The sequence below is a fragment of the Endobacter medicaginis genome, from assembly GCF_014192375.1.
In the GTDB taxonomy this organism is placed as follows: Bacteria; Pseudomonadota; Alphaproteobacteria; order Acetobacterales; family Acetobacteraceae; genus Endobacter; species Endobacter medicaginis.
In genome coordinates, this window is sequence record NZ_JACHXV010000025.1 from 1 (window position 1) to 23,816 (window position 23,816).

The 23,816-nt window shown below is 68.2% G+C and carries 22 protein-coding genes and 1 pseudogene; 14 read left to right on the forward strand and 9 right to left on the reverse strand.

Going from position 1 to position 23,816, the window contains the following annotated elements:
• From FHR90_RS15630 to FHR90_RS15640, 3 genes are all read left to right on the forward strand, one after another.
• Positions 1 to 414: nuclear transport factor 2 family protein (locus FHR90_RS15630; RefSeq protein ID WP_338082162.1), on the forward strand; the 414-nt coding region annotated here is incomplete at its 5' end.
• 247 nt (positions 415 to 661) lie between these two features.
• A complete protein-coding gene (locus FHR90_RS15635; RefSeq protein ID WP_183275518.1) occupies positions 662 to 922 on the forward strand; it encodes a hypothetical protein in 261 nt (86 codons plus the stop codon).
• 23 nt (positions 923 to 945) lie between these two features.
• Positions 946 to 1,455, forward strand: a complete 510-nt coding sequence (locus FHR90_RS15640; protein WP_176626448.1) for a hypothetical protein — start codon at positions 946 to 948, stop codon at positions 1,453 to 1,455.
• A 4-nt stretch (positions 1,456 to 1,459) separates the two neighbouring features.
• Here the strand turns inward: FHR90_RS15640 and FHR90_RS15645 are convergent, their stop codons facing one another.
• The 3 genes from FHR90_RS15645 to alaS are packed head-to-tail and all read right to left on the reverse strand — an operon-like array spanning position 1,460 to position 4,880.
• Positions 1,460 to 1,858, reverse strand: coding sequence for a GlcG/HbpS family heme-binding protein (locus FHR90_RS15645; protein WP_183275519.1), 399 nt, complete (start codon positions 1,856 to 1,858; stop codon positions 1,460 to 1,462).
• Position 1,859: 1 nt separating this feature from the next.
• Complete coding sequence (locus tag FHR90_RS15650; protein WP_176626145.1) at positions 1,860 to 2,177, reverse strand: hypothetical protein; 318 nt, start codon at positions 2,175 to 2,177, stop codon at positions 1,860 to 1,862.
• Between the two features lie 42 nt (positions 2,178 to 2,219).
• Positions 2,220 to 4,880: an alanine--tRNA ligase gene (alaS, locus tag FHR90_RS15655; RefSeq protein WP_183275520.1), complete on the reverse strand. Its 2,661-nt coding sequence runs from the start codon at positions 4,878 to 4,880 to the stop codon at positions 2,220 to 2,222.
• 89 nt (positions 4,881 to 4,969) lie between these two features.
• Here alaS and FHR90_RS15660 point away from each other — a divergent pair, with 89 nt between their 5' ends.
• Entirely contained in the window at positions 4,970 to 5,500 is a 531-nt protein-coding gene (locus FHR90_RS15660; RefSeq protein WP_176624619.1) for a nucleoside 2-deoxyribosyltransferase, read from the forward strand.
• Here the strand turns inward: FHR90_RS15660 and FHR90_RS15665 are convergent.
• From FHR90_RS15665 to aroB, 3 genes are all read right to left on the reverse strand, one after another.
• Positions 5,469 to 5,954: a GtrA family protein gene (locus tag FHR90_RS15665; protein ID WP_176624621.1), complete on the reverse strand. Its 486-nt coding sequence runs from the start codon at positions 5,952 to 5,954 to the stop codon at positions 5,469 to 5,471. The two genes, FHR90_RS15660 and FHR90_RS15665, sit on opposite strands and share 32 nt — an antisense overlap.
• Positions 5,955 to 6,029: 75 nt before the next feature.
• Positions 6,030 to 7,166 carry an OmpA family protein gene (locus FHR90_RS15670; RefSeq protein ID WP_176624623.1) on the reverse strand — a complete coding sequence of 379 codons (1,137 nt, stop codon included), beginning with the start codon at positions 7,164 to 7,166 and terminating at the stop codon, positions 6,030 to 6,032.
• Positions 7,167 to 7,436: 270 nt separating this feature from the next.
• Positions 7,437 to 9,206 (reverse strand): 3-dehydroquinate synthase, encoded by a 1,770-nt coding sequence (gene aroB, locus FHR90_RS15675; RefSeq protein ID WP_183275521.1) that lies wholly within the window; start codon positions 9,204 to 9,206, stop codon positions 7,437 to 7,439.
• 79 nt (positions 9,207 to 9,285) lie between these two features.
• Between aroB and FHR90_RS17540 the strand changes: the two genes are divergently transcribed.
• From FHR90_RS17540 to FHR90_RS15695, 5 genes are all read left to right on the forward strand, one after another.
• Positions 9,286 to 9,525, forward strand: a complete 240-nt coding sequence (locus tag FHR90_RS17540) for a hypothetical protein (protein ID WP_246330327.1) — start codon at positions 9,286 to 9,288, stop codon at positions 9,523 to 9,525.
• A gap of 16 nt (positions 9,526 to 9,541) precedes the next feature.
• Entirely contained in the window at positions 9,542 to 10,465 is a 924-nt protein-coding gene (locus tag FHR90_RS15680; RefSeq protein ID WP_266153072.1) for a tyrosine recombinase, read from the forward strand.
• Between the two features lie 54 nt (positions 10,466 to 10,519).
• Entirely contained in the window at positions 10,520 to 11,500 is a 981-nt protein-coding gene (locus tag FHR90_RS15685; RefSeq protein ID WP_176625029.1) for an acetyl-CoA carboxylase carboxyltransferase subunit alpha, read from the forward strand.
• A gap of 93 nt (positions 11,501 to 11,593) precedes the next feature.
• On the forward strand, positions 11,594 to 11,824 hold the full coding sequence (locus tag FHR90_RS15690) for a hypothetical protein (RefSeq protein ID WP_176625031.1): 231 nt from the start codon (positions 11,594 to 11,596) through the stop codon (positions 11,822 to 11,824).
• A gap of 7 nt (positions 11,825 to 11,831) precedes the next feature.
• Complete coding sequence (locus tag FHR90_RS15695) at positions 11,832 to 12,209, forward strand: type II toxin-antitoxin system death-on-curing family toxin (RefSeq protein ID WP_176625033.1); 378 nt, start codon at positions 11,832 to 11,834, stop codon at positions 12,207 to 12,209.
• 36 nt (positions 12,210 to 12,245) lie between these two features.
• Here the strand turns inward: FHR90_RS15695 and FHR90_RS15700 are convergent, their stop codons facing one another.
• Complete coding sequence (locus FHR90_RS15700) at positions 12,246 to 13,070, reverse strand: competence/damage-inducible protein A (RefSeq protein WP_176625035.1); 825 nt, start codon at positions 13,068 to 13,070, stop codon at positions 12,246 to 12,248.
• Between the two features lie 106 nt (positions 13,071 to 13,176).
• Between FHR90_RS15700 and FHR90_RS15705 the strand changes: the two genes are divergently transcribed.
• From FHR90_RS15705 to FHR90_RS15725, 5 genes are all read left to right on the forward strand, one after another.
• On the forward strand, positions 13,177 to 14,025 hold the full coding sequence (locus FHR90_RS15705) for an SMP-30/gluconolactonase/LRE family protein (protein WP_266153078.1): 849 nt from the start codon (positions 13,177 to 13,179) through the stop codon (positions 14,023 to 14,025).
• Positions 14,022 to 14,480 carry a YbaK/EbsC family protein gene (locus FHR90_RS15710; protein ID WP_183275523.1) on the forward strand — a complete coding sequence of 153 codons (459 nt, stop codon included), beginning with the start codon at positions 14,022 to 14,024 and terminating at the stop codon, positions 14,478 to 14,480. The genes FHR90_RS15705 and FHR90_RS15710 overlap by 4 nt, the downstream gene beginning before the upstream one ends.
• A gap of 248 nt (positions 14,481 to 14,728) precedes the next feature.
• A complete protein-coding gene (locus tag FHR90_RS15715) occupies positions 14,729 to 17,926 on the forward strand; it encodes an efflux RND transporter permease subunit (protein ID WP_176625126.1) in 3,198 nt (1,065 codons plus the stop codon).
• A complete protein-coding gene (locus FHR90_RS15720; protein WP_183275524.1) occupies positions 17,923 to 19,212 on the forward strand; it encodes an efflux RND transporter periplasmic adaptor subunit in 1,290 nt (429 codons plus the stop codon). Before FHR90_RS15715 ends, FHR90_RS15720 begins: the two co-directional genes overlap by 4 nt.
• Positions 19,209 to 20,744, forward strand: a complete 1,536-nt coding sequence (locus FHR90_RS15725; RefSeq protein WP_176624082.1) for an efflux transporter outer membrane subunit — start codon at positions 19,209 to 19,211, stop codon at positions 20,742 to 20,744. The genes FHR90_RS15720 and FHR90_RS15725 overlap by 4 nt, the downstream gene beginning before the upstream one ends.
• On the opposite strand, the gene FHR90_RS15730 is transcribed toward FHR90_RS15725, so the two are convergent.
• Together FHR90_RS15730 and FHR90_RS15735 are read right to left on the reverse strand one after the other, a co-directional pair.
• Positions 20,734 to 23,568, reverse strand: coding sequence for a patatin-like phospholipase family protein (locus FHR90_RS15730; protein WP_176624080.1), 2,835 nt, complete (start codon positions 23,566 to 23,568; stop codon positions 20,734 to 20,736). The genes FHR90_RS15725 and FHR90_RS15730 overlap by 11 nt on opposite strands.
• Before the next feature lie 167 nt (positions 23,569 to 23,735).
• A pseudogene (locus FHR90_RS15735) lies at positions 23,736 to 23,816 on the reverse strand (IS5/IS1182 family transposase); the annotation flags it as partial.

Here is a 23,816-nt window from a genome sequence, read left to right on the forward strand (position 1 = left end):
CTCCGCGCTTCGGCCTCTTGCACCCGCCATCAACGATGGCTCAGATCAAGACAGGACTCTCGCTTCCGCTGGATGAAAAACGGGGGTCACGTCACGCGCGACATCGACGCATTTATGCCTTGGTGGGCGGATGACTGCGAGTACTACGCCTTTCCTTCGACATTGCTCGCCAGCAGCGCAGCAGCCATCCGGGATCGGCACATCGACCGTTTCAAGGAACCAGACCTTTATGGAAATCTGCTGACCCGCATCGTTGTGGGCAATGTGGTCGTGGACCACGAGACAGTGCAGAGGAACTTTCCCGAAGGTCGAGGCGAGGTTGACGTGATCTGCACGTATCAGGTGGAAAATGGAAAGATCGCCAAGGCTTGGTTCAAAATGGGGGAGCCACGGCTACACTCCCCTTCGACCTGATGCGTTATCTGCCGGTCGAACCTGCCGCCGGGTTCGGGTCGATTTCGGACCGGATGTCACTGCGGCCTGATCTCGCGTCCGTCGCACCGAGCGTGCGTCGGACGCGTCTCTCCGTCTCAGTCAATGGTCGCTGAAACGGGCGCATGATTTTGCGTCGAGCCGTTTATCATTGCGTGCTGCTACATATATCCCGCTGAGCGGCAACCGCCACGGACCGGCGCGCACGACCAGACCGGTGCCGCGCGAGATGTCGCGCGGCACCGGTGCGGCCGGCCTGTCGAAACTGATGCCCGTGCCGTTGATCGCTGAGGTCACCGTCAACGTCGCCGTGATCCGTGTTCATGAGGGAAGGATGGTGTTCGTGATGCACCCGTCCGACGGCCTCCTGCGTGACAGCGACGTATTTTTCGCGCGGGCCATTCTGGGACGCGCTGCTGGCAGCCACGCACAGCCCCGGCATCCGCGACTCCTGTCGCCGGCCTTGCAATTGAGATGCGTTCGCATTTAGCATCGGCACGGGAGGATCACCTCATGTCGCTTTCCGTTGTCACGACCCGCCTGCCCGCCCTGCCGCCGGCTCCGTCGCGGTCCATCCTGCGCCTGCCACAGCGCCCGCAGGCGAGTGGCCGCCGCCCTATGACCGACGCCCAGCTCCGGGCGGTGTGGATGCTGCGCTGTGCGCAGTGCACGCACGAGCCGCGCGGCGATGCGCGCTGCCAGCGCGACCTCAACCGCCTTGGTGACGCGTTGCACGAGGCTTTCGCGGCACTGCGCTGGGAGCGGGTCGCGCCGCCCGTTCTGGGCGAGTGCGGCGCGATCAGCCTGACCCGGGACGAGGGTGAATTGCTGCGCGCCACCAGCGCCATCCAGCACGATCTCGGCCGCGAGGCCGGCGCCATCGTCGAGCGCCTGGCCGGGGGTGCCTCGCCCTATCTACTCGGCGAGGTGGTGGTGCTGCTGGCGTCGATGCTCGGCAGTTCCGGCTACTGGCTGCCGGAGCCGCAGGACTGCGCGCTCGAACGCATCGCCCTGCCGATCTGACGTCTCAAGCCAGCGCGGCCACGCCTGCCGCGCAGACCGACAGATCCGCCTCCGGACTGCCGCCCGACGAGCCGATGCCGCCGACCACCACCCCCTGCCACAGCAGCGGCACCCCACCGGCCAGCGGCAGCCGGCCGGGGAAGGCGAGCAAGGCGGGGTCGGCGCGGACCTGATCTTCCAGCGCGGCGGTGGCTGTGCGGGTGATCGCGGCGGTGCGTGCTTTCAGCATCGCGGCCTCCGGCGTGTGCAGCCGTGCCCCGTCCAGGCGCCGCAGGGCGAGCAGGATCCCCGCCTCGTCGACCACCGCGACACTCACCTCCAGCGATGCGGAGCGGGCATGCGCGCAGGCGGCATCGAGGATCGCGCCTGCTTCCGCCTCGCCGAGCATCGGGCGCTGACGCATTTCAGAGTGCTTCGGAAACGAGGTGATAGAAATCGCCGTCGAAGAGTTTCATCACCTCCAGCGTGGCCGCGTGGGCGCGTTCGCGCACGGGTGAGCTGGAGAGCGCGTCGATCGCCGCCTGGTTGGCGAAATCCATCTCCAGGATCATCGGGATCGGCCGTGCCGAGGTGTCTGCCGAGACCCGCCGCTGCACCCGCATTGACAGCAGCCCGGGAAAATCGCGCCAGATCGGCATCAGCTCGTCACGCACCCGGCGGAAGAATTCGTCCTCGCGCCCGTCTTGGATGGTGCCTTCGTAGATCGCGGTCCTGGTCAGCATGGCGGGTCCTCCGCCGCAGCAACGTCCGCGACCGCAGGCCGTTCAGGCGGGCTGTTCGACCATGCGCAGCGCCTCGCGGATCGCCTCCAGCGCGGCGGCGTTGCGGGATGCATCCGGGCCGCCGGCCTGGGCCATGTTCCACCGCCCGCCGCCGCCTTTTCCCCCAACTGCTTCGCTGGCCGCACGCACCAGCGCGACCGCATCGACACGACCGTCGAGATCGGGGGTCGCGGCCACCACGATGCTGCTCTTGCCCTCGGCTCCGGAAACCAGGGCGACCACGCCCGAGCCCAGCTCGCGGCCGATCGCTTCCGCCAGCCCCTTGAGCTCGCGCGGCGCGACCTCGCCCATGTCGCGGGCGGCCAGGGTAAGGCCGGCGATGGTCTCGTTTTCCGCCGCACTACTGCCGGCGGTGGCGAGCTTCTTCTGCAGATCGGCGATCTGGCGCTCCATCGTCCGCCGTTCGGCGAGCAGGGCGGCGACCCGGTCGGGCAGTTCCGCCGGCAGGGCGCGCAGCAGGGCGGCGGTGCGGTTGAGCGTGTCCTCGGTTTTCGCCATCAGTGCTTCGGCGGCCGCGCCGGTCACCGCCTCGATGCGGCGCACGCCGGCACTCACCCCGCTCTCGCCGACGATGCGGAACAGCCCGATATCGCCGGTGCGTGCGACATGCGTGCCGCCGCACAGCTCGATCGAATACGCGGTCCGGCCCTCGTCGGGGTCGGCACCACCCATCGACACCACCCGCACCTCGTCGCCGTATTTCTCGCCAAACAGCGCCATCGCGCCCTCGGCCACGGCCTGGTCCGGGGTCATCAGCCGCGTGGTCACCGCGGTGTTCTCGCGGATGCGCGCGTTGACGGCGGCCTCCACCTCGGCAAGCTCCTCCGGCGTGATCGGCCGGGGCTGGCTGACGTCGAAGCGTAGCCGCTCGGGCGCGTTGAGGCTGCCTTTCTGCGTGACATGGGTGCCGAGCCTGCGGCGCAGCGCCTCGTGCAGCAGGTGGGTGCCGGAATGATGGGCGCGGATTGCGGCACGGCGGGCGTGATCGACTTCGGCGCGCACCGCCTGGCCCACACGCGCTGCGCCCTCCTCGACGAGGCCCTCATGGACGAACAGCTCGCCGAGTTTCTTGGCGGTGTCGCTCACGCGGATGCGCAGGCCGGGTGCGGAAATCAGACCGGTATCGCCGACCTGGCCGCCGGACTCCGCATAGAACGGGGTCTGGTTGAGCAGCACGCCGACGCTCTGGCCGATTTCGGCGCGTTCGACGCTGGCCCCGTCGACCACCAGGGCGGTGATCTCGGCCTCCGCAGTCTCGCCGGAATAGCCGACGAATTCGCTCGCCCCCAGCCGGTCGCGCAGGTCGAACCAGACGGCCTGTGTCGCGGTGTCGCCCGAGCCGGCCCAGGCGGCGCGGGCGCGCTGGCGCTGCACGGCCATCGCGGATTCGAAGCCGGCGACATCAACGCCGTGGCCGCGCTCGCGCAGCGCATCCTGGGTCAGGTCGAGCGGGAAACCGAACGTGTCGTAGAGCTTGAAGGCGACGTCGCCGGGCAGTTCGGCGCCCGAGGCGAGGCGGTCGGCCTCGTCGCCGAGCAGGGCAAGGCCGCGTTCCAGCAGTGCCTTGAAGCGATTTTCTTCCAGACGCATCGTCTCGCGGATCAGGCTCTCGGAGGCGACGAGTTCCGGATAGGCGGCGCCCATCTGGCGCACCAGGGCGGGGACCAGCCGGTCGAAGACGGGTTCGGTGGTGCCCATCATGTGCAGGTGGCGCATCGCGCGGCGCATGATCCGGCGCAGCACGTAGCCGCGGCCGTCCTTGCTGGGCAGCACGCCGTCGGCGATCAGGAATGAGCTCGAGCGCAGGTGGTCGGCAACCACGCGATGCGAGGTCTTGAATTCGCCGTCAGCGGCCTGATGGGTGACTTCCGCGCTCGCCTCGATCAGCGCGCGCAGCGTGTCGGTATCGTAGTTGTCGTGCTTGCCCTGCAGGATGGCGGCGAAGCGCTCCAGGCCCAGCCCGGTGTCGATCGAGGGTTTGGGCAGCAGGTTGCGGGTGCCGGCCGGCTCCTCGAGATACTGCATGAACACGAGGTTCCAGATCTCGATGAAGCGGTCGCCGTCCTCGTCGGGGCTGCCGGGCGGGCCGCCGGGGACGTGGTCGCCATGGTCGTAGAAGATCTCGGAACACGGGCCGCAGGGGCCGGTATCGCCCATGCGCCAGAAATTGTCGGCGGTGGGGATGCGGATGATGCGGGAATCGGGCAGCCCGGCGATCTTGCGCCACAGGGCGGCCGCGTCCTCGTCCTCGGAATAGACGGTGACCAGCAGCTTCTCGGGCGGCAGGCCGAAGGTGGAGGTCACCAGGCGCCAGGCGTGCTCGATGGCGCCGGCCTTGAAGTAGTCGCCGAAGCTGAAATTGCCGAGCATCTCGAAGAAGGTGTGATGCCGGGCGGTGTAGCCGACATTGTCGAGATCGTTGTGCTTGCCGCCGGCACGGACCACCTTCTGCGCGGTGGTCGCACGGTTGTAGGGGCGCGTTTCCTGGCCGGCGAAGACGTTCTTGAACTGCACCATGCCGGCATTGGTGAACAGCAGGGTGGGATCGTTGCGCGGCACCAGCGACGAGCTCGGTACCACCTGGTGGCCATGCTCCGCGAAATAGTCGAGGAAGGTGGCGCGGATATCGTTGCTGCTCGGCATGGCGGGCGGCGGCTTCCCCATTCGGGTTCAGGGTCGGTCAGGAAAGGCTGACGTAGCGCACCCGCGACGCGGGCGCAAAGGAGTTGGTTGTGCGGCGTGTGTATCTGGCGGGTCCGGACGTGTTCCTGCCGCGTCCGTGGGAGCGGGGCGAGGTGTTGCGGGCGATCTGTGCGCAGTACGGGCTGGAGGGGGTGTTTCCGCTCGATGGCAGCGAGCCGGGGGACGCGATTCCGCCGGCGGCGGTGATCGCGGCCGCCAACGAGGCGCATATCCGCAACTGCGATGCGGTGCTGGCCAATCTGACACCGTTTCGGGGGGCCAGTGCGGATGCGGGCACCGTCTATGAGGTGGGGTTCGCGCGGGGGCTGGGGCGTCCGGTGGTGGGCTACAGCAATGATGCGCGCACCTACGAGCAGCGGTGTGCGCAGGGGCCGGCGGACGGGCTGGCGGTGGAGGCGTTCGGGCTGGCGGAGAACCTGATGATCGCCTGCGGGGTCGATGCGCTCTACGCCTGCACGGTGGCGGAAGGTGCGCTGTGGACGGACCTGGCCGGGGTGCATCTGGCGGCGCGACGGATCGCCGGACTGCTCAGCGGAACATCAGCCGGCGCGACAGGGTGAAGTTGGCGGACATGCCGGCGAGCGAGCCGGCGGCGATGGCCAGCACCGGATGCGCGCGGCAGAGCGCCGACAGGCTGACCAGGGCGATGAAGGTGCCGCGGTTGAGCACGAAGCCGGGCAGGTTGGCGAGCAGGAACAGCGCCCATTGCCGGTGGGCCGGCATGCGGTGGTCGGTGATGGCCTCGGCCGGGTCGGTGGGGGGGCGGAAGGTCCAGATCCGGTTGAGCAGCCAGTTGAGGCTGGCGGCGGTCAGGTAGCCGAAGAAGCCGGCGGCGATCAGCCCGACCGGGTGGCGCAGGGCGTAGACGGTGGCGGTGTCGACCGCCATGCCGATCAGGCCGACGATGCCGAACTGGGCGAATTGGACCACCAGGGCAGCCAGCCTCGGGCCGAGCAGGGTGGCGGCGAGGCGCTCGGCGCGCAGTTCGAGAACGGCAAATCGGCGGTCAGGCATCCGTGTACACCCCGTGTACACGCAAAAAAGGGGACCATCCGGAGATGGCCCCCCTCTTTTCGCGAAGTTGCGAGATCAGTGCAGGATGATCTCGACGCGACGGTTCTGCGGCTCGCGGGCGTTCGGGCCGGTCGGCACCAGCGGATGGCTCTCGCCATAGCCGTGGATGTCGATCGCCGAGGCCGGCACGCCGTCACGGATCAGCTCGGCCTTGACCGAGGTGGCGCGACGGACCGAGAGGCCCTGGTTGTACTTCGCGCCGGCGGCGCCGCCGCGGGCCGACGAGGTGTCGGTGTAGCCGTTGACCTCGATGCGGGTGGTCTGGACGTGGGTCGAGGCCTGGGCGGCTTCGGCCACGATCTGACGCGCGCGCGGGGTGAGGTTCGACTTGTCCCAGTCGAAGAACACGAGGTAGGTGCGGGCCGGGGTGTACGGCGGGGCGACCGGGGCCACGACCGGCGGCGGCGGCGGCGGGGCGGTGTCGAACGCATAGCGCAGACCCAGCATGCCGCTGTGGTTGTACTGCTTGCCGAAGTCGGCGTTGCCCTTGTGGAGGCCGTTGCTGGTCCAGGCGGTCGACTGGTAGGCGTCCTGGTTCAGCGTGCCGAGGAAGCGGTACTCGACGGTGACGGCGAGGCCCGGGACCTGGGCGATGTTGAAGGCCACACCGGCGATGCCCTGGTAGGCGAAGCTGCCGTTGGTGCCGCCGACGCGGTTCACGAAGCCGTTGTTGTAGACGGTCTGCGTGGTCAGGTGCGTCCACTGGTAGCCGGCGCCGATGCCGAGGTAGGGCACGACGGGCGAGGGCAGGAAGCCGAACTGCGACGGGTTGAAGTCATACAGGACGTTGGCCATTGCGCCATACGTTTCCTGCTTGCCGCCGGTGCTGCCCGGATAGGCGGTGCCCGAACGATGGTCGACCGAGTTGTAGTAGTAGTCGCCCTCGAGCTCGGCGCGGAAGCCGTTGCCGAAGCCCCAGCCCACGGAGCCCTGGCCGTTGAAGCCGTCGCCGAGGCGATACTTCGAACGCGAGCCGGAGGTGCTGTTGACGCCGTTGGCGTAGGTGGTGGGCGAGAAGTCCGAGTGGATCGGCTGCTGATAGTTGTAGCCAGCACCGATGCTGACATACGGGCCGGTGATCGGCTGAGCCTTGGCCACGACCGGCGCGGCGGCCAGCAGGGTGGTTGCGAGAAGTGCCGTGCGCAAACGCATTGTTGCAGTCCCTATAAGTTCATCCGCATTTCGGGAGAGCCGCGCTGCCTCGACCGTCTCCGGTCAACCGCCTCGTGATGGCCCGCCATCGGGATGCCTAACCGTCGTATAGTTCGATCGGTTGCCGTGCGAGTAGCCACTTGTTGCGGCGCGAAAGCGCTTGGAAAGCCGGCGTGTTGGAAATGTCACAGTTTCTTCCAGCTCCGACACAGTCATCGCCGACAACCGCCGAAATCAACATGCAGAACTGTGGGTTTGCAAACCTCGGGATTAGTTCCCGATAAAGTTCACCTCGCCTGTTTCCTCGGCAAGCAGGGCCATGACCGCCTCGCGCGGGACCGCGCGGTCGGTGAAGGCGGCGCCGATGCCGCGCGTCGCCACGAAGGCCAGCCGTCCGTCGCGCATCTTCTTGTCGCGTTGCATGTGGGCGACAAGCGATTCGGCCTGGAAGCGGCGGTTCAGCATGCCGGTCGATGACGGCAGGCCGGCCGATTCGAGATGGGCGGCGACGCGCGGTGCGAGACCGGGATCGCAGAACCCCAGCCGCGCCGACAGCCGCAGCGCCAGCACCAGGCCGATCGCCACCGCCTCGCCATGCAGCAGCGAGCCGTCATAGCCGCATTCGGCCTCCAGGGCGTGGGCGAAGGTATGGCCGAGATTGAGCAGCGCGCGGCCGTCGGAGGGTTTTTCCTCGCGCTCGTCGTCGCCGACCACCGCCGCCTTGAAGGCGCAGGCGCGCAGCACCGCCTCGGCCTGCAGGTCGGGATCGGCACCGCCGGGCGCGGTGCCGGTGATCGCCGGACCGTGCTGCTCGCACCACCGATAGAGTGCGGCATCTCCGATCAGCCCGGCCTTGACGATCTCGGCATAGCCCGCCGACAGCTCGCGCGGCGGCAGCGTGGCCAGCGCGCCGGTATCGGCCAGCACGATGCGCGGCTGGTGGAAGGCGCCGAGCAGGTTCTTGCCGTAGGCGGTGTTGATGCCGGTCTTGCCGCCAACACTGGAATCGACCTGCGACAGCAGGGTGGTCGGGATCTGCACGAACGGCAGGCCGCGCATCACCGAGGCGGCCGCGTAGCCGGCGAGATCGCCGACCACGCCGCCGCCGAGCGCGATCACCGCCGTGCGCCGCTCGACCCCGGCCGCGAGCATCGCATCCGTCACCCGGCCGAACTCGGCCAGCCGCTTGGAGCCCTCGCCGGGCGGCACCACGACCGTCTCGGCGCCGATGCCCGTCGCGGCCAGCGACTCGAGCAGGGCGGGCAGGTGCAGGCGCGCCACCGTCGCGTCGGTGACGATGAACACCCGCTTCTGCGGCAGCACCGGGGCCAGCAGCGCGCCGGCCCGCGCGATCAGCCCGGCGCCGATCACCACGTCGTAGGCGGTGTGGCTCAGGGTGACCCGCAGCCGCCGCGGTGGGGTGTGCGCCGCGAGCGCGGCCGCGACCCGGCGCGTCGTCACCTCGGCGCCGTCATCGGCGCAGTCGACGGTCACGTCGGCCTCCGCATAGACCGGCGAGCGCTTCGCCATCAGTTCGTCCAGCACGGTGCGCGGGTCGCCGGCGTTGAGCAGCGGGCGGTGCGTGCGCCCGCTGACCCGGCGCAGCAGCAGCGGCAGCGGGCAGCGCAGCCAGATCGAGGTGGCGCGCTCGCGGATCAGCGCGCGGGTGTCGTCGTCCATGAACGCGCCGCCGCCGGTGGCCAGCACGATCGGCGCGCCGCCGAGCAGGCGCCGGATCACCCGCCGCTCGCCGTCGCGGAAGGCCGGCTCGCCGTAGCGGGCGAACAGGTCGGCGATCGAGCAGCCGGCGGCCTGCTCGATCTCGACATCGGCGTCGTGGAACGGCAGCCCGAGCGCCGCCGCGAGCCGGCGGCCGATCGTGGTCTTGCCCGCACCCATCAGCCCGACCAGCACGATGCTGCGGCTGGGGGCGGGTGTGGTGGCCAGGTCGCGGATGTCGGGCTGTGGCGAGGTGAGGTCGTCGGCGCCGGGGATCGTGTCGTGCAGCAGGGCTTGGGTGGGGGCGGGCTCGGTTGACATGGCGTGCGAGCCTAGCATAGGCCCCGCTCATCCAGCGAGCGCCCCGCCGCTTGCCGTTTTCGAGCCGAGGACCCGCCCCATGCGCCGCCGCCTGTTGATGATCGTGCCGGCAGTGATCGTGCTGCTGCTGGTCGCCGGCTTCCTCTCGCTCGGCGCCTTCCCGCCGCATCCGCATGTGCAGGCCGTCGACCATGCGGTGCCGATGGAGCGGCTCGCGCCGCCGCCGGCCGCACCGGTCGCGCTGCCGGCGCTGCCGCCGGTGCAGGCACCGCAGCCCGGTGCGGCCGCACCCGCCGCGCCCCCCGCCTCGGGCCACTGACCGGGCGGGCGGATCGGTGGCCGGGCATCGCATCGAGGCCTTTGTCGAGATGATGCTTGCCGACCGTGCCGCCTCGCCGCATACGCTGGCCGCCTATCGTCGCGACCTCGACGATTTCGCCGCGTTCTGCACCGCCCGGGGGGGCGGGGACCCGTCCGACGCCGGCGAGGAGCTCCTGCTGGGCTGGCTGGCCGCGATGCAGGCGGCGGGGCTTTCGGCCCGCACGGCGGCGCGGCGGCTGTCCTGCCTGCGCCAGTTCTTCCGCTTCGGGCTGCGCGAGGGCTGGCGGGCGGACGACCCGACCGCGCGGCTCGATTCGCCCAGACTGCCGAAACCGCTGCCGAAATTCCTGTCCGAGGCGGAGATCGCCCGGTTGATCGACGGCTGCGCGCAGATCGGGCCGCCGCGTCGGCGGCTGATGACGCTGGCCGCGCTGGAGATGCTGTATTCGACCGGGCTGCGCATCTCCGAACTGCTTGCACTGACGCGCCGGCAGTGCCTGGCGGCGATGTCGGGGCCGCCGGTGCTGGTCGTGCGCGGCAAGGGCGGCCGCGAGCGGATGGTGCCGCTGTCGGCGGCGTCGATCGCCGCGGCGGCGGCGCTGATCGATGAGATCGCGCCGGCCATGCCGGGCGCGCGTCCGGCTGACGGGCCGCTGTTTCCCGGCCGCGATCCCCGCCGCGCCCTGACCCGGCAGGGATTCGACCTGCTGCTGCGCGATGCCGCGCTGGCGGCCGGGATCGACCCGGCGCGGCTGTCGCCGCATGTCGTGCGGCACTCGTTCGCCAGCCACATGCTGGCCCGCGGGGCGGATCTGCGCAGCCTGCAGACCCTGCTCGGCCATGCGGACATCTCGACCACGCAGATCTATACCCATGTGCTCGCCGAGCGGCTGCGCGAGGTGGTCGCCACCCACCATCCGCTGGCGGGGCAGGGCTGAGAACGCGCCCGCGGGGTTGGCGCGGGCGGCAGATGTGCTAATCCGGCGCACATCATGACCCGCCAGTTCCTCGATTTCGAAAAACCCGTCGCCGAGCTCGAGCAAAGGATCGACTCGCTGCGCGAGACGATGGCCGCGCCGCCGGCGGTCTCCGGCGAGGCCGCGCCGGCGATCGACGTGGCCGCCGAGATCGCCCAGCTCGAGGACAAGGTCGACCGCCAGCTCCGCGCCACCTATGCGAAGCTGACCCCGGCGCAGAAGGTGCAGGTCGCGCGCCATGCGCAGCGTCCGCATGCGCTCGACTACATCGCGCGGCTGATCACCGATTTCGTGCCGCTGGCCGGCGACCGGGCGTTTGCCGAGGACCAGGCTGTGGTGGGCGGCATCGGCCGCTTCGAGGGCCAGCCGGTGGTGGTGATCGGCACCGAGCGCGGCTTCGATACCGAGAGTCGCATCCGGCACAATTTCGGCATGGCCAAGCCGGAGGGCTATCGCAAGGCGCGCCGGCTGATCGAGCTGGCCGGGCGCTTCGGCCTGCCGATCCTGACCCTGGTGGATACTTCCGGGGCGTTTCCGGGCATCGAGGCGGAGGCGCGCGGCCAGGCGGAGGCGATCGCCGCCTCGATCGATGCCTGTCTCACGGCGCCGGTGCCGCTGATCGCCACGGTGATCGGCGAGGGTGGTTCGGGGGGCGCGATCGCGCTGGCCGCCGCCGACCGCATCCTGATGCTGGAGCACGCGATCTATTCGGTGATCTCGCCCGAGGGCTGTGCGGCGATCCTGTGGCGCGATGCCGCCCAGGCACCGGTGGCGGCGGAGGCGCTGAAGCTGACGGCCGCCGATCTCCAGCGGCTGCACCTGATCGATACGGTGATCGGCGAGCCGATCGGGGGGGCGCATCGCGAGCCGAACGCGGTCATCGATGCGGTGGGGCGCGCGATCGCGTCCGCGCTGCCGGACCTGCTCGCGCTGCGTCCGGAGGCGCTGCTGGCGCAGCGGCGCGAGAAGTTCCTCGCCATGGGGCGGCTGGGCTGAGCCTCGCGTCGCCGAAGCGGGGCCATCTTGAATTGTCATGATGCGTCATGATAGATGTCTGTGGTGTGGACCGGGCAGACTCGGAGATGTGTCATGTCGTCGCGGATGCGAGAGAAATTCGCCACCCAGGTCGATGCCGGCATCCTGTCGGCGGTCCGCAGTCTCGCGCGTGATGAGGGGCGGCAGATCCAGTCGCTGCTCGACGAGGCGCTGGCCGATCTGATCGAGAAGCGGCGTCAGGGCCGGCCGCGGGCCCATATCATGTCGGCCTATCAGGCCAGTCATGACAGGTTTGCGCCGCTCTACAGGAAATTGGCCGAATGAGGGCTCGATGACGGATTATCTGACCGTCATCGAGGTTCTCGCCATCCATCAGGATCAGATCGAGCGATATGGCGGTTCCGCAGGGCTGAGGGACCGGGGATTGCTGGAAGCGGCCCTGTATCGCCCGCAGACCGGGTATTATGCCGATCTGATCGCCGAGGCCGCCGCCCTGTGGGAAAGCCTGTCACAGAACCATGCATTCATCGACGGCAACAAGCGGGTGGCCTTCGCGGTGACCTACACGTTTCTGCTGGTCAACGGAGCCCGGATCGTCGCGGACGCTGACACCGTCTTCTCGTTCATCAGCGGGTTGCATCGCGACGGTGTGTTCGTCTTCGAGCGTCTGGAGGCCTGGCTGCGTCTCAACACCGAGGCCGATCGCTGACCCGCGCTTCCGGGCGGATGATCGCTTTTGCGGGTCTCAGTTCGCCGTGCCGGGTGTGAGTTCCACGTCGCTCATCTGCCGCAGCGGGGGTTCGCCCTCGACCGGGTCGTAGCCGAGGTCGCGCAGCAGGCCGCGGTTGCGCGCATGCGCGGCCTCCACCCGGGCCGCGTCGCCGCCCTTGCTGACCAGGGCGACGCCGACCGTGCCGTCGAGCCGGAACGGGTAGGAGCCGATGTCGACATCGGGGAAATCGACCTGGATCGCGCTCAGCCCCGCGGCGATCTGTCCCTCGCGTAGGTCGATCCCGTAGGTGCTGCGCATCACCACCGGCGGGCCGTGCGGCAGTTTGGGTTCGAGCTGGTCGAACATCGCGCGCATGATCGAGGGCACGCCGGCCATCACATGCACGTTGCCGATCGAGAAGCCGGGGGCCGCACTGACCGGGTTGTCGACCAGCCGCGCGCCGCGCGGGATGGTGGCCATGCGCAGCACCGCATCGTTGATCCGCTCGGGCGGGATCGCGGCGCGCAGCAGCGCTTCCGCCTGCGGGTGGCGCTCCCACGGCACGCCGAAGGCGGCGGCGACGCATTCGGAGGTGATGTCGTCATGGGTCGGGCCGATGCCGCCGGTGGTAAAGACCTGTCCGTAGCGGGCGCGCAGATCGTTGACGGTGGCGACGATGGTGTCGGCGATGTCGGGGATGATGCGCACCTCGCGCAGCGGCAGGCCGATCGCTCCCAGACGCCCGGCGAGGAAGCGGATGTTGGCGTCCTGGGTGCGGCCGGAGAGAATCTCGTTGCCGATCACGATCAGGGCGGCGGTGAGGGTCTCGCCGGGGAGGGGGTGCTGGGCGTGGGGCATGTCGGTTTCCGTGGCTCGCCGGGAGGTCTTATATCAGGGTCAACGAGGCGGGGGCGAGACGGGTTTGGGAATTGACGGCAGGAACGGGTCGGCCGGGCTGCGCTGCGTGGCCCCTCTGGGCCTGGCACTCGGCGAGGGGGCGCTGTGGCTGGAGCGCGATGCGTTCGGCGGACCGGCCTTCTGGTGCGTCGACATTCTCGGCTGCCGCATCTGGCGGTTCGATCCGGCGACCGACACGGCGCTGTCGTGGGCGGCGCCGGCGATGCCGGGCTTCGTCGCGCCGCTGCCCGACGGGTGCTTCGTCGCCGGGCTGCCGGACGGGCTGCACCGGTTCGATCCGCGCGACGGGTCGTTCTCGCTGATCTGCACGGTGGAGGCGGACCGGCCGGGCAACCGGCTCAACGACGCGCATGTCGATTCGCGGGGGCGGCTGTGGTTCGGCTCGATGAATCTCGCCGAGACCGCGCCGACGGGGGCGCTGTATCTGGCCGAGGGGCTCGTGGCGGGCGCGCCGGTGCCGCGCCGGGTGGATGACGGCTATGTGGTCACCAACGGGCCTGCGACCAGCCCGGACGGGGCGGTGCTCTATCACGCCGATTCCGCCCATCAGGTGATCTATGCCTTCGACCGCCACGATGATGGCCGGCTGGAGGGCAGGCGCGTGTTCGTCCGGCTCGATCAGGGCTATCCGGACGGGCTGGCGGTGGATGTGGAGGGGCATGTCTGGGCCGGGATCTGGGCCGGTGGGCGGGTGATGCGCTTCGCTCCCGATGGTCGTGTCTCGGCGGTGCAAACGATCCCCGTCGACAATGTCACCAAGCTGGCGTTCGGCGGTCCCGACCGGCGCACCGCCTGGGTGACCACGGCGCGCAAGGGGTCGTCGGCGCCGCTGGCCGGGGGGATCTTCACCTTTCCGCTCGACGTGCCGGGTCTGGCGCAGAACATCCTGGCATGAGTGCGCAGAGCGTCCGCGCCTTTCTCGCCGCCCGGGCGCCGGACATCGCGGTGATCGAGGCGCATGCCTCCACCGCGACGGTGGCGGATGCGGCGGCGGTGCACGGGGTGGCGCCGGGGCAGATCGCCAAGACACTGGCGCTGCGGATCGGCGAGCGGGTCGTGCTGCTGGTGGCGGCCGGCGATGCGCGGCTCGACAATGCCAAGGCGCGCGCGGTGTGGGGGGGAAAGCCGCGCATGCCGGGGCCGGAAGAGGTCGAGGCGGTGACCGGTCACGTGGTGGGCGGGGTGTGTCCGTTCGGGCTGGCGACGCCGCTGGCGGTGTTCTGCGATCTCAGCCTGCGACGGCACGACGTCGTGATCCCCGCGGCCGGCTCGCCGACCACCTCGCTGAGGATCACCCCGGAACGGCTCGCTGCCCTCACGGATGGCGTGTGGGTGGATGTCTGCCGGTAGGGCGCCATTCAGGTTGTTTGGTTGCCAAACTACATTCTGCTTTGCACAATCATGTTTCAAGCACGTTTCGCGGCCCTAAAACCATTTTCATTGGACGTTCCCCGCGTCATGGCAGACGGTCCGCGCCGTCGTCCCCCCAAGCTCCGCGTCGCGAGGCGCCCGCCGAAAGGATCGTTCCGGCCGATGATGACCGCTCCCGCCCGCTCGACTTCCTGGTGCCGCGGGCAGGCGGGGGTGGAGGGAAACCGATGAACGCCATCGTCGTCACCGCGCTGAGGAAGCCGCTGAGCTTCGTCGTTCTCGCCATCCTGATCCTGCTTTTCGGCATCATGGCGGTGTTTCGCACGCCGACCGACATCTTCCCGCCGATCAAGGTGCCGGTGGTGGCCGTGGTGTGGACCTATAACGGGTTGATGCCGCAGGACATGTCGGGCCGCGTCATCTACTATTACGAGCGCGCGCTGACCGCGACGGTCAACAATGTCGAGCATATCGAGAGCCAGTCGCTCTATGGCCGCGGCGTGGTGAAGATCTTCTTCCAGCCCGGCACCGATGTCGGTGTCGCGCAGACGCAGATCACCTCGATCTCGCAGACCGTCCTCAAGCAGATGCCTGCCGGGATCACGCCGCCGCAGGTGCTGGCCTATGACGCCTCCTCGGTGCCGGTGCTCGATCTGCAGGTGACGGCCGACAACATGACGCCGGCCGAGATCTATGACATGGCGTCGAACCTGATCCGCCCGGCGCTGGTGTCGGTGCCCGGCGTGGCGATTCCGACGCCCTATGGCGGCATGTCGCAGAATGTCGAGGTCGATCTCGATCTGCAGAAGCTGCTGGCGCACAATCTGTCGGCGTCCGACGTGCAGGCGGCCCTCGCCAAGCAGAACATCGTGCTGCCGGCGGGCGATCAGAAGATCGGCGCGATGGATTTCATGGTGGAGACCAACGCCACCCCGGTCGATGTCGACACCTTCAACAATCTGCCGATCAAGCGCGTCGGTGATGCGATCGTCTATCTGCGTGATGTGGCCTATGTGCATCGCGGCGGGCCGCCGCAGACCAATGCGGTGCTGGTGCATGGCCGGCAGTCGGTGCTGATCCAAATCCTCAAGACCGGCAGCTACTCGACGCTCGATGTGGTGGCGGGCGTGAAGTCGAAGCTTCCGGGGATCATCAGGACACTGCCGGAGGGCGTGCATATCACCACGCTGTCCGACGCCTCGGGCTTCGTGAAGGATTCGGTCATCGACGTGGTGCAGGAGATGGTCACCGCCGCCATCCTGACCGGGCTCACCGTGCTGCTGTTCCTGGGGTCGTGGCGATCGACGCTGATCGTGGCGACGTCGATCCCGCTGTGCATCCTCGCCTCCATCCTGTGCCTGTCATGGCTGGGGCAGACGATCAACGTGATGACGCTGGGCGGTCTGGCGCTGGCGGTCGGCATCCTGGTCGACGACGCCACCGTGATGATCGAGAACATCGACGCGCATCTGGAGGATTTCGACGAGGACGGCAATCTCAAGGATCTGCAGCGCGCGATCATCGATGCGTCGAACCAGATCGTGATCCCGACCCTGGTCTCGACGCTGTGCATCTGCATCGTGTGGCTGCCGCTGTTCCAGCTTTCGGGGGTGGCGGGCTATCTGTTCCTGCCGCTGGCGGAGGCGATCGTGTTCGCAATGATCGCCTCGTTCATCCTGTCGCGCACGCTGGTGCCGACGATGGCGAACTGGCTGCTGCCGGCACAGGTCGCAGCCCATCGCGCGGGGCATGATCCGCAGCACCGCCCGGGACCGTTCGTGCGTTTCCAGAAGGGTTTCGAGACCCGGTTTGCCCGTTTCCGCGAAGGCTATCGCGACACGCTGACGCGGATCGTCGCGCGGCGCGGGGTGTTCGCCGGCTGTTTCCTGGCCCTGGCGGTGGCGTCGCTGTGTCTGCTGGCGGTGGTGGGCGAGAACTTCTTTCCCGAGATCCGTTCGGGCGAGATCGACCTGCACATGCGCGCGCCGATCGGCTCGCGCATCGAGGAGAGCTCCAAGATCGCGGTGCTGGTCGACAAGCAGATCCGCAAGCTGCTGCCCGGGCATGTGACCAACATCGTCGACAATTGCGGCCTGCCGGTCAGCGGCATCAATCAGGCCTACAATTCGACCGGCACGATCGGTGCGCAGGACTGCGACATCTCGATCCTGCTCGATGACGAGGCCTCGCCGGTCGCACGCTATCGCCAGACGCTGCGCGAAGGGCTGACCGAGCGCTTCCCGGGGTCGTCGTTCACCTTCCTGCCGGGCGACATCACCGCCAAGATCCTCAATTTCGGCCTGCCGGCGCCGATCGACGTGCAGATCACCGGTCGCGATCTCGATGCGAACTATGCCTATGCCAACAGGCTGCTGGCGAAGCTCAGGCACATCCCCGGCATCGCGGATGCGCATGTCCAGCAGGTGATGGGGCAGCCGACGCTGCTGATCCACTCGCGCAGGTCGTTCGCGCTCGGCACCGGGCTGACGGAGAGCGACATCGCCAACAACACGCTCGCCACCCTGTCGGGTTCGGGGCAGACGGCGCCGACCTACTGGCTGGATACGAAAAGTGGCGTGTCGCATCTGGTCAACGTGCAGATGCCGCAGGACCAGCTCACCTCGCTCGATGCGCTGGAGAACATCCCCGTCGACCAGGGCAACGGCAATCCGTCCGGCGGCACGCCGCAGCTCGTCGGCGGCCTGTCGCATATCAGCCAGACCGGCACGCCGGCCGTGGTGTCGCACTACTCGATCCTGCCGGTGATCGACATCTATGCCGGCACCGAGGGGCGCGACCTCGGCGCGGTCAGCGACCGGGTGGCGCACATCGTCGCGCAGATGAAATCGTCGCTGCCGCACAGCGCGTCGATCACCATCCGCGGCCAGGCGACGACCATGCACGACGCCTACGGCCAGCTCATCGCCGGGCTCGCGCTGTCGATCGTGCTGATCTACCTGGTGATCGTGGTGAACTTCCAGTCGTGGCTCGATCCGTTCATCATCATCACCGCGCTGCCGGGGGCGCTCGCGGGCATTTCGTGGAGCCTGTTCCTGACCGGCACCACGCTGTCGGTGCCCGCACTCACCGGCGCGATCATGTGCATGGGCACCGCGACCGCCAACGCGATCCTCGTCGTCGCCTTCGCCCGCGAGCGGCTCGCGCTGCACGGCGATGCGATCCGTGCCGCGATCGAGGCCGGCTATGGCCGGATCCGGCCGGTGATCATGACGGCGTCGGCGATGATCATCGGCATGCTGCCGATGTCGCTGTCCAACAGCCAGAACGCCGCCCTCGGCCGCGCCGTGATCGGCGGGCTGCTGGTCGCCACCTTCGCAACCCTGCTGTTCGTGCCGTGCGTGTTCGCGTTGCTGCACCGCGAGCGAGCGCCCGCCCCCAGCCCTGATCGAGGAGAGCCCGCATGAACACGCCCAGGCAGGATGCCCGACCGGGGCGGGGGCAGAAGCGCGCGCTCGTCGTGGCGGGGGTGGCGGGCGTGGTCGCGTTGGTCTGGGGGCTGGCGAGCCGGACCGCTACCGTCGCCGCACTCGCCGAGCGTGCCGACGATGCGTCGGTCCCGCGCGTGCAGGTGATCGCGCCGAAGCCCGGACCGGCGCGCCGCGAGCTCAGCCTGCCCGGTGCGCTCAATGCCTGGTACGAGGCGCCGATCTACGCGCAGGTCTCCGGCTATGTGAAGATGTGGGACAAGGATTACGGTGCGGCGGTGAAGACCGGCGACCTGCTCGCCACCATCGACACGCCGACGCTCGATGCGGAATATGCGGCAGCCAAGGCCAATCTTGCCGTGGCCCAGGCGCGCTATAAGCTTGCGGCGGTGACGGCGAAGCGCTGGGCGTCGCTGTCGGGCACGCAGGCGGTCTCGCAGCAGGAAGTCGATGTGCAGGCCGCCAATGCCGAAGCCGAGCGCGCGCAGGTCGAGGCGGCCAGTCAGAACGTCGCGCGCTATGCCGCGCAGGAGGCGTTCAAGCGCGTGGTGGCACCGTTCGATGGCGTGGTGACGTCGCGGCAGACCGATATCGGCGATTATGTGAATGCGGCCGGCGGGGATGTGGGCAATCGGGGGGCGGCGTCGGAGCTGTTCACGGTCGCCGACGTGCATGCGCTGCGGGTGTTCGTGCATGTGCCGCAGGACGATGCGGGGCTGATCAGGCCGGGGCTGACCGCCACACTGCGTCTGCCGCAGGATCCGGATCATACCTACGAGGCGAAGTTCATGACCACCGCGCAGGCGGTGGGTCCGCAGACGCGCACGGTGACGACCGAATTCTCGGTCGACAATCCCGACCACAAGCTGTGGCCGGGCAGTTATGTGCAGGTGATGCTGTCGGTGCCGTCGGACCCGGACATTCTCGTGCTGCCGGAGCAGGCGCTGCTGTTCCGCTCGAACGGGATGCAGGTCGCGGTGCTCGGCGCGGACGACCGGGTGCATTTGAAGAATGTCAGTCTGGGCCTCAATCTCGGCAAGACGGTGCAGATCGTCGGCGGGCTGGGCAGGAACGATCGGGTGATCAACAATCCGTCCGCCGGGCTGCTGGAAGGCGAGCGTGTCAAGCCGGTGACGCCGGTTGCCGGCTACAATGACGAGGCGCCGAAGATCGTCGAGCAGCCGAGCGAGCCGCCGGCGCGCAGCGGTTCGGGCATCGTCGAGCCGGCGGGCGGGCCGTCGCCAGAGGATCGCGAGCCGAAATGATGCATCTCCCGCGTCTTGCGGTTGCGGCCCTGCTGTCGGCCGCGACCATGCTGTCGGGCTGCGATCTCGCGCCCGATTATCACCCGCCCGGCTTCATCCTGCCCGCCGACTGGGCCGGCAGCGGTCCGTTCACCCGGGCGCATCCGGCCGACGCGCTGCCGCGCGGGCCGTGGTGGCGGATGTTCGACGATCCGGTGCTGGACGGGCTGGAGAGCCGGGCGGTGGCCGGCAATCCGGATCTGGCCGCGACGGCGGAAGCGTATACGCAGGCGCGCGATCTTGCGGCGGAAGCGCGGGCGGGGCTGTTTCCGCAGATCACCGCGACGGCGTCGACATCGGACAATCGCCGCTCGGATCATGCGCTGTTCCGGTCGTCGACCGGCATCCGCACCATGTCGTCGAACGAGTGGGGCGGGACGGCGAGCTGGGCGCCGGATTTCTTCTCGCGCATCCGCAACCGCACCCGCGCGCAGAAGCAGCTCGCGCAGGCGGCGGCGGCGGATCTGGCTTCGGCGCGGCTCGCGCTGGAGGTGGAGCTGGCGCATGATTACTTCGCCCTGCGCGGGCTGGATGCGCAGATCGCGGTCTATCGCCAGTCGATCCGCTATTATGAAACCGCGGTGCAGATCACGCAGCTTCGGCTGGGGGCGAAGATCGCCGCGGCTCTGGATGTGGAGCGCGCGAAGACGCAGCTCGCGCAGGCGCAGGCGCTGCTGACCGATACCGAGGCCAGCCGCGAGCTGATGGCGCATGCGATCGCCGTGCGGTGCGGGGCGGACGCCTCGACCTTCGCGATTGCGCCGATCGCGATGCCGTCCGAGCCCGGCACGCATCCGGCGACGGAGGCGCGGGCGACCGACGGCGCCATGCTGCCCGATCCGATCCCGGCGGTGCCGGCCTCGGTCCCGTCGCTGCTGCTGCAGCGTCGGCCCGACATCGCGCAGGCCGAGCGCGAGATGGCGGCGGCAAACACCTCGATCGGCGTGTCGCGGGCGGCGTTCTATCCGGACGTCACCATCAGCCTGACCGGCGGGTTCATGGATTCGGGCTGGAATCTGGGCAACATCGCCAATTCGCTGTGGTCGGTCGGTGCGGGGGCGATGCTGCCGCTGTTCCAGGGGGGCTTGCGCCGGGCCGAGCTGCAGCGGAGCTGGTCGCAATATGCGCAGACCCGCGACCAGTACCGCGCCCGCGTGCTCGATGCGTTCCGTGAGGTCGAGGACGGGCTGACGCTGACGCGGAAGCTGGCGACGGAACATGCGCAGCAGACCGACGCGGTGACCGCCGCGCTGCATACGCAGACGATGACGTTGCAGCTTTATACAGGCGGGTTGACGAACTATCTCGACGCCGTGGTCGCGCAGGAGGCGGCCCTCACCGCGCGGATCGCGGCGGTGCAGGTGCGTACGCGGCAGTTGCAGGCTTCGGTGTCGCTGATCGGCGCGCTGGGGGGCGGGTGGTCGGCGGCCGCGCTGCCAGGCGAGGATGCGACGTTGCCGTTCCATCCGCTCGATCCCGATTTCAGGAAATGAGATCCGACAGTGTCATGCAGGATTGTCCGCTCCGGGTCATCGCGAGCGTCATGAGATGTTCGCCCAGGGCACGGTAATTCTCGAAATCACTCTCCTGAAAAAATTGGTTTAGTGTCGGGCGATGCGGGAAGTCGATGTTCGACTCGTCATAGGCGCGAATACGGGCAGGAGCATCGTGCGGGACCCAGGGCTTGAGGTAGAGCAGCTGGCCCGGCGGGCCCGGGTTGCCAGGATAAATGATCTTTGCGGAGGCAAGCCGGCTTTCCGTCTTGGATTGACCGATCTGCAGTGTCTTGCCGAAATCGACCTCGATGCCGAGATCGACGCGTGCGTGTTCAAGTGTGCGCCCGAGATCCGCATAGCGATAGTTGCCATCCTCGCCAGCATCGATCACCAGGATACGTCGGCAGTGTCGCTGCAGCATCTCGTAGAGGCCAAGATTGTCGAAATGACCGCCATCGGAGAGATAGACGAGCGGTTTGAGCTCGTCCGACCTGCCGAGCAATTCGTCGATCAACGACACCACGGTTTTCCCACGAAAGTTCAGCCATCCGAAACGGCCGCCGCTGGACTTGCGAGTATAGAAAGGATTGGGGTACCAGGCACCGAGCCTGACGTTGAAGAGAGTCATGATCAGGGCCAACGTCGGCGACGACGCGTAGCCGCGATTGGGGCTGATCGCCGCGCCCGAGAGAGCCATGGCGGTGCCGAGCGTGATGCCCTTGCGTTCATCTTTCTCGCCGGTGAGCTTTTCAGGCGTGATGAAGAACTTCGCCGTTCGCAGATAGGCACTTTGCGGTGCGATGGGAACGGTCGCTGCGTTGGGCGGCGACGTCGGTGCGTTGGACTGCGACGTCGCTGCGTGCCGGAGGAACGACGAGCCGCAGTAATGCGGCGTGACGGTGAACGGGGCGGCCTTGCGTTGGGCGCGCGCCGTGTCCGCGCCGGTCGTGCGGTTCAGGGTCATGCCGATGACCGGATACAGGACCTTGTTGGCCTTTTTGCCCGTGCCACATCGCTTCTCGAAGCTGGCCTCCATGCGCAGGTTGTCTCCCGTCGAGAACGACGTGTAGGCGTCGGACGAGCGAGGTTTGGCCGTGGCGGTGCCGAGAAAAGCGCGGATCAGCCGGTTCCTGTAGGTTGCATGCATCGAGAAGAGATTGAAGTTGATGTAATTGTCGAGTGCCAGGACCAGCGCCGTGGCGATCGCGAGGCAGGCGCAGAGGATGCACACCCGGGCCCATGGAGACAGGACGGCCGGCCATACGTCTTGTGTTTCCAAGGCGACGGCGTCGCACAGTCTGCTGGCAAGATGGCCGAGGATGATGAGGAGCCCGGTCATGAAAACCCACACCGATAGCGTGGCGATGGTTTCGATCCACGCGCGGCGCGATCGCGTGACTTCCGGGATCGCCTTGGTCAGGATGCTGTGGCCGAGGGTCGCCGAGGCCGGCCCCGATGAAAGACCGAACAGGGCCAGAATCCAGGTCTTGGTCGAGTCCGCATGAACGAGAAGCCTGTCTGGAACAACAATCACGGCGGCGACGAGCAAGCCGAAGGCGGCCGTGAGTTTGAGGCGCTCGCCGCTCAGTCGGGCCAGCCATTCGCGGTCGAGATCACTGAAGCGGCCGGAATCGCGAAGTGCGACATAGACCGTCGAGCGGACCAGTTCGGCGAGCATGAGCCAGGGGGCTGCGATGAGGGTGAACCAGACGGCGTCGCAGCCCCAGGCCAGCCTGAGCCCGGCCAGCACAAATCCGGCCGATATGGAGCTTGCCAACAGCCACGGCTTGAGGCCCGCCTGGTAGACGTCGTGCGGGCCAAGCTGTCTGTTGGCCTGGGAGGCTTTCGTCGCTTTTGGCGCGTGGAACCATGCCGCGATGTAGGCGAGAGTGGAGGCAATCAGCATGCCGATCGGCACAGGCAACAACGCCGCCCATAGCGATGGCTCACTGGCAGTCGTCGGATTGTTCGGGTCGTGAACGTCACACGTCGTACTGCGCTGATCGGACGCGCCCCCGGCTGCCGGCTGAGGCGTTGCCGCCTGCACGCATTGTGCGTTCCCGACGTGAGGGGCCAACGAGCCCATATAACAGTTGCTGACGTTGAGACGGGAGACGCAGATCGTCGGGAGTGCCAGGGCGCACACCAGCAAGAGGTAGACGATACGGTTACGGAGCCGCCTCACCGTCGCGAGGCGCTGTGGTTCGTCGAGTTTGGAAGGAGGGGCCCTGTGGCTTGGAAGGTCCGCGCATGTCCAGTAGACGCAGTACAGGTAGAGGAAGGCCACGAGAACGCCGAAGATCGTGACCGCATCGCTGGTTGCCGAACGACCGGCGAGAATGATCGCTGCATAAAGCAGAGGCAATATTGCAACGCCGGTCAGCAATGGCAGAAAGATCATCCAGTTGATCGCCGTGTTGCGCAGCCAGAGCACGACGCCCTGCCAGGTGTCGCTGGAGGCTGGGCCGGGGCGCGGTGTGAGGTAGTTGACGTAGCGGCGAAGGCGATCGAGGCGGTCGTCAGGCAAGGCGGTCTCGGCCAGAATGGTCTCGACCTTCTCGACATCGCCATCATTGTCGTCGATCAGCCGTGTCAGCCAGCCGCCGATATAGCCGCCCCCCGAGACGGTGGAGAGGTAACTGAACTGTTTCAGAAGCCCTGTCCGGGCGAGGGCCTGCAGGCAGCCGAGAGCGAACGCAGCGCTCCTCACACCGCCGCCGGACAGGCACAGCGCGGTGAGATCCTGTTCCTCGCCGAGACACTTTTTCTCATGCTTGAACACTTCAGCGAAGTCGCAGGTATTGCGCGGGGCGTCGGTCATCGGCCGTGTACGGGCGCTCGGTGGTGCTGCGGCATGCCGGCGGCGGGGAGGGAGGATGTCCGGTTCATCCAGCTCGGCTGCAGCAGGTCGGGCAGGGCCTCGACGAGGCGATCCAGCACCCGGCCGCATCTGAAGGACAGATCGAGCGGATCGCCTAGGGCTGGGACTCATAACCAGTAGCTGACGACGGCTGCGATGCAGACGGCTGCGTGGAAGTTGATGGCGAGACGATCGTATCGGGTAGCGAT

Coding starts and splice junctions, on each gene's coding strand:
- FHR90_RS15710 (WP_183275523.1), top strand. CDS start 14,022: ATGAGTGCGCAGAGCGTCCGCGCCTTTCTCGCCGCCCGGGCGCCGGAC.
- FHR90_RS15700 (WP_176625035.1), bottom strand. CDS start 13,070: ATGCCCCACGCCCAGCACCCCCTCCCCGGCGAGACCCTCACCGCCGCC.
- FHR90_RS15695 (WP_176625033.1), top strand. CDS start 11,832: ATGACGGATTATCTGACCGTCATCGAGGTTCTCGCCATCCATCAGGAT.
- FHR90_RS15685 (WP_176625029.1), top strand. CDS start 10,520: ATGACCCGCCAGTTCCTCGATTTCGAAAAACCCGTCGCCGAGCTCGAG.
- FHR90_RS15665 (WP_176624621.1), bottom strand. CDS start 5,954: ATGCCTGACCGCCGATTTGCCGTTCTCGAACTGCGCGCCGAGCGCCTC.
- FHR90_RS15640 (WP_176626448.1), top strand. CDS start 946: ATGTCGCTTTCCGTTGTCACGACCCGCCTGCCCGCCCTGCCGCCGGCT.
- FHR90_RS15720 (WP_183275524.1), top strand. CDS start 17,923: ATGAACACGCCCAGGCAGGATGCCCGACCGGGGCGGGGGCAGAAGCGC.
- FHR90_RS15635 (WP_183275518.1), top strand. CDS start 662: ATGTCGCGCGGCACCGGTGCGGCCGGCCTGTCGAAACTGATGCCCGTG.
- FHR90_RS15650 (WP_176626145.1), bottom strand. CDS start 2,177: ATGCTGACCAGGACCGCGATCTACGAAGGCACCATCCAAGACGGGCGC.
- alaS (WP_183275520.1), bottom strand. CDS start 4,880: ATGCCGAGCAGCAACGATATCCGCGCCACCTTCCTCGACTATTTCGCG.
- FHR90_RS15690 (WP_176625031.1), top strand. CDS start 11,594: ATGTCGTCGCGGATGCGAGAGAAATTCGCCACCCAGGTCGATGCCGGC.
- aroB (WP_183275521.1), bottom strand. CDS start 9,206: ATGTCAACCGAGCCCGCCCCCACCCAAGCCCTGCTGCACGACACGATC.
- FHR90_RS15715 (WP_176625126.1), top strand. CDS start 14,729: ATGAACGCCATCGTCGTCACCGCGCTGAGGAAGCCGCTGAGCTTCGTC.
- FHR90_RS17540 (WP_246330327.1), top strand. CDS start 9,286: ATGCGCCGCCGCCTGTTGATGATCGTGCCGGCAGTGATCGTGCTGCTG.
- FHR90_RS15725 (WP_176624082.1), top strand. CDS start 19,209: ATGATGCATCTCCCGCGTCTTGCGGTTGCGGCCCTGCTGTCGGCCGCG.
- FHR90_RS15670 (WP_176624623.1), bottom strand. CDS start 7,166: ATGCGTTTGCGCACGGCACTTCTCGCAACCACCCTGCTGGCCGCCGCG.
- FHR90_RS15730 (WP_176624080.1), bottom strand. CDS start 23,568: ATGACCGACGCCCCGCGCAATACCTGCGACTTCGCTGAAGTGTTCAAG.
- FHR90_RS15645 (WP_183275519.1), bottom strand. CDS start 1,858: ATGCGTCAGCGCCCGATGCTCGGCGAGGCGGAAGCAGGCGCGATCCTC.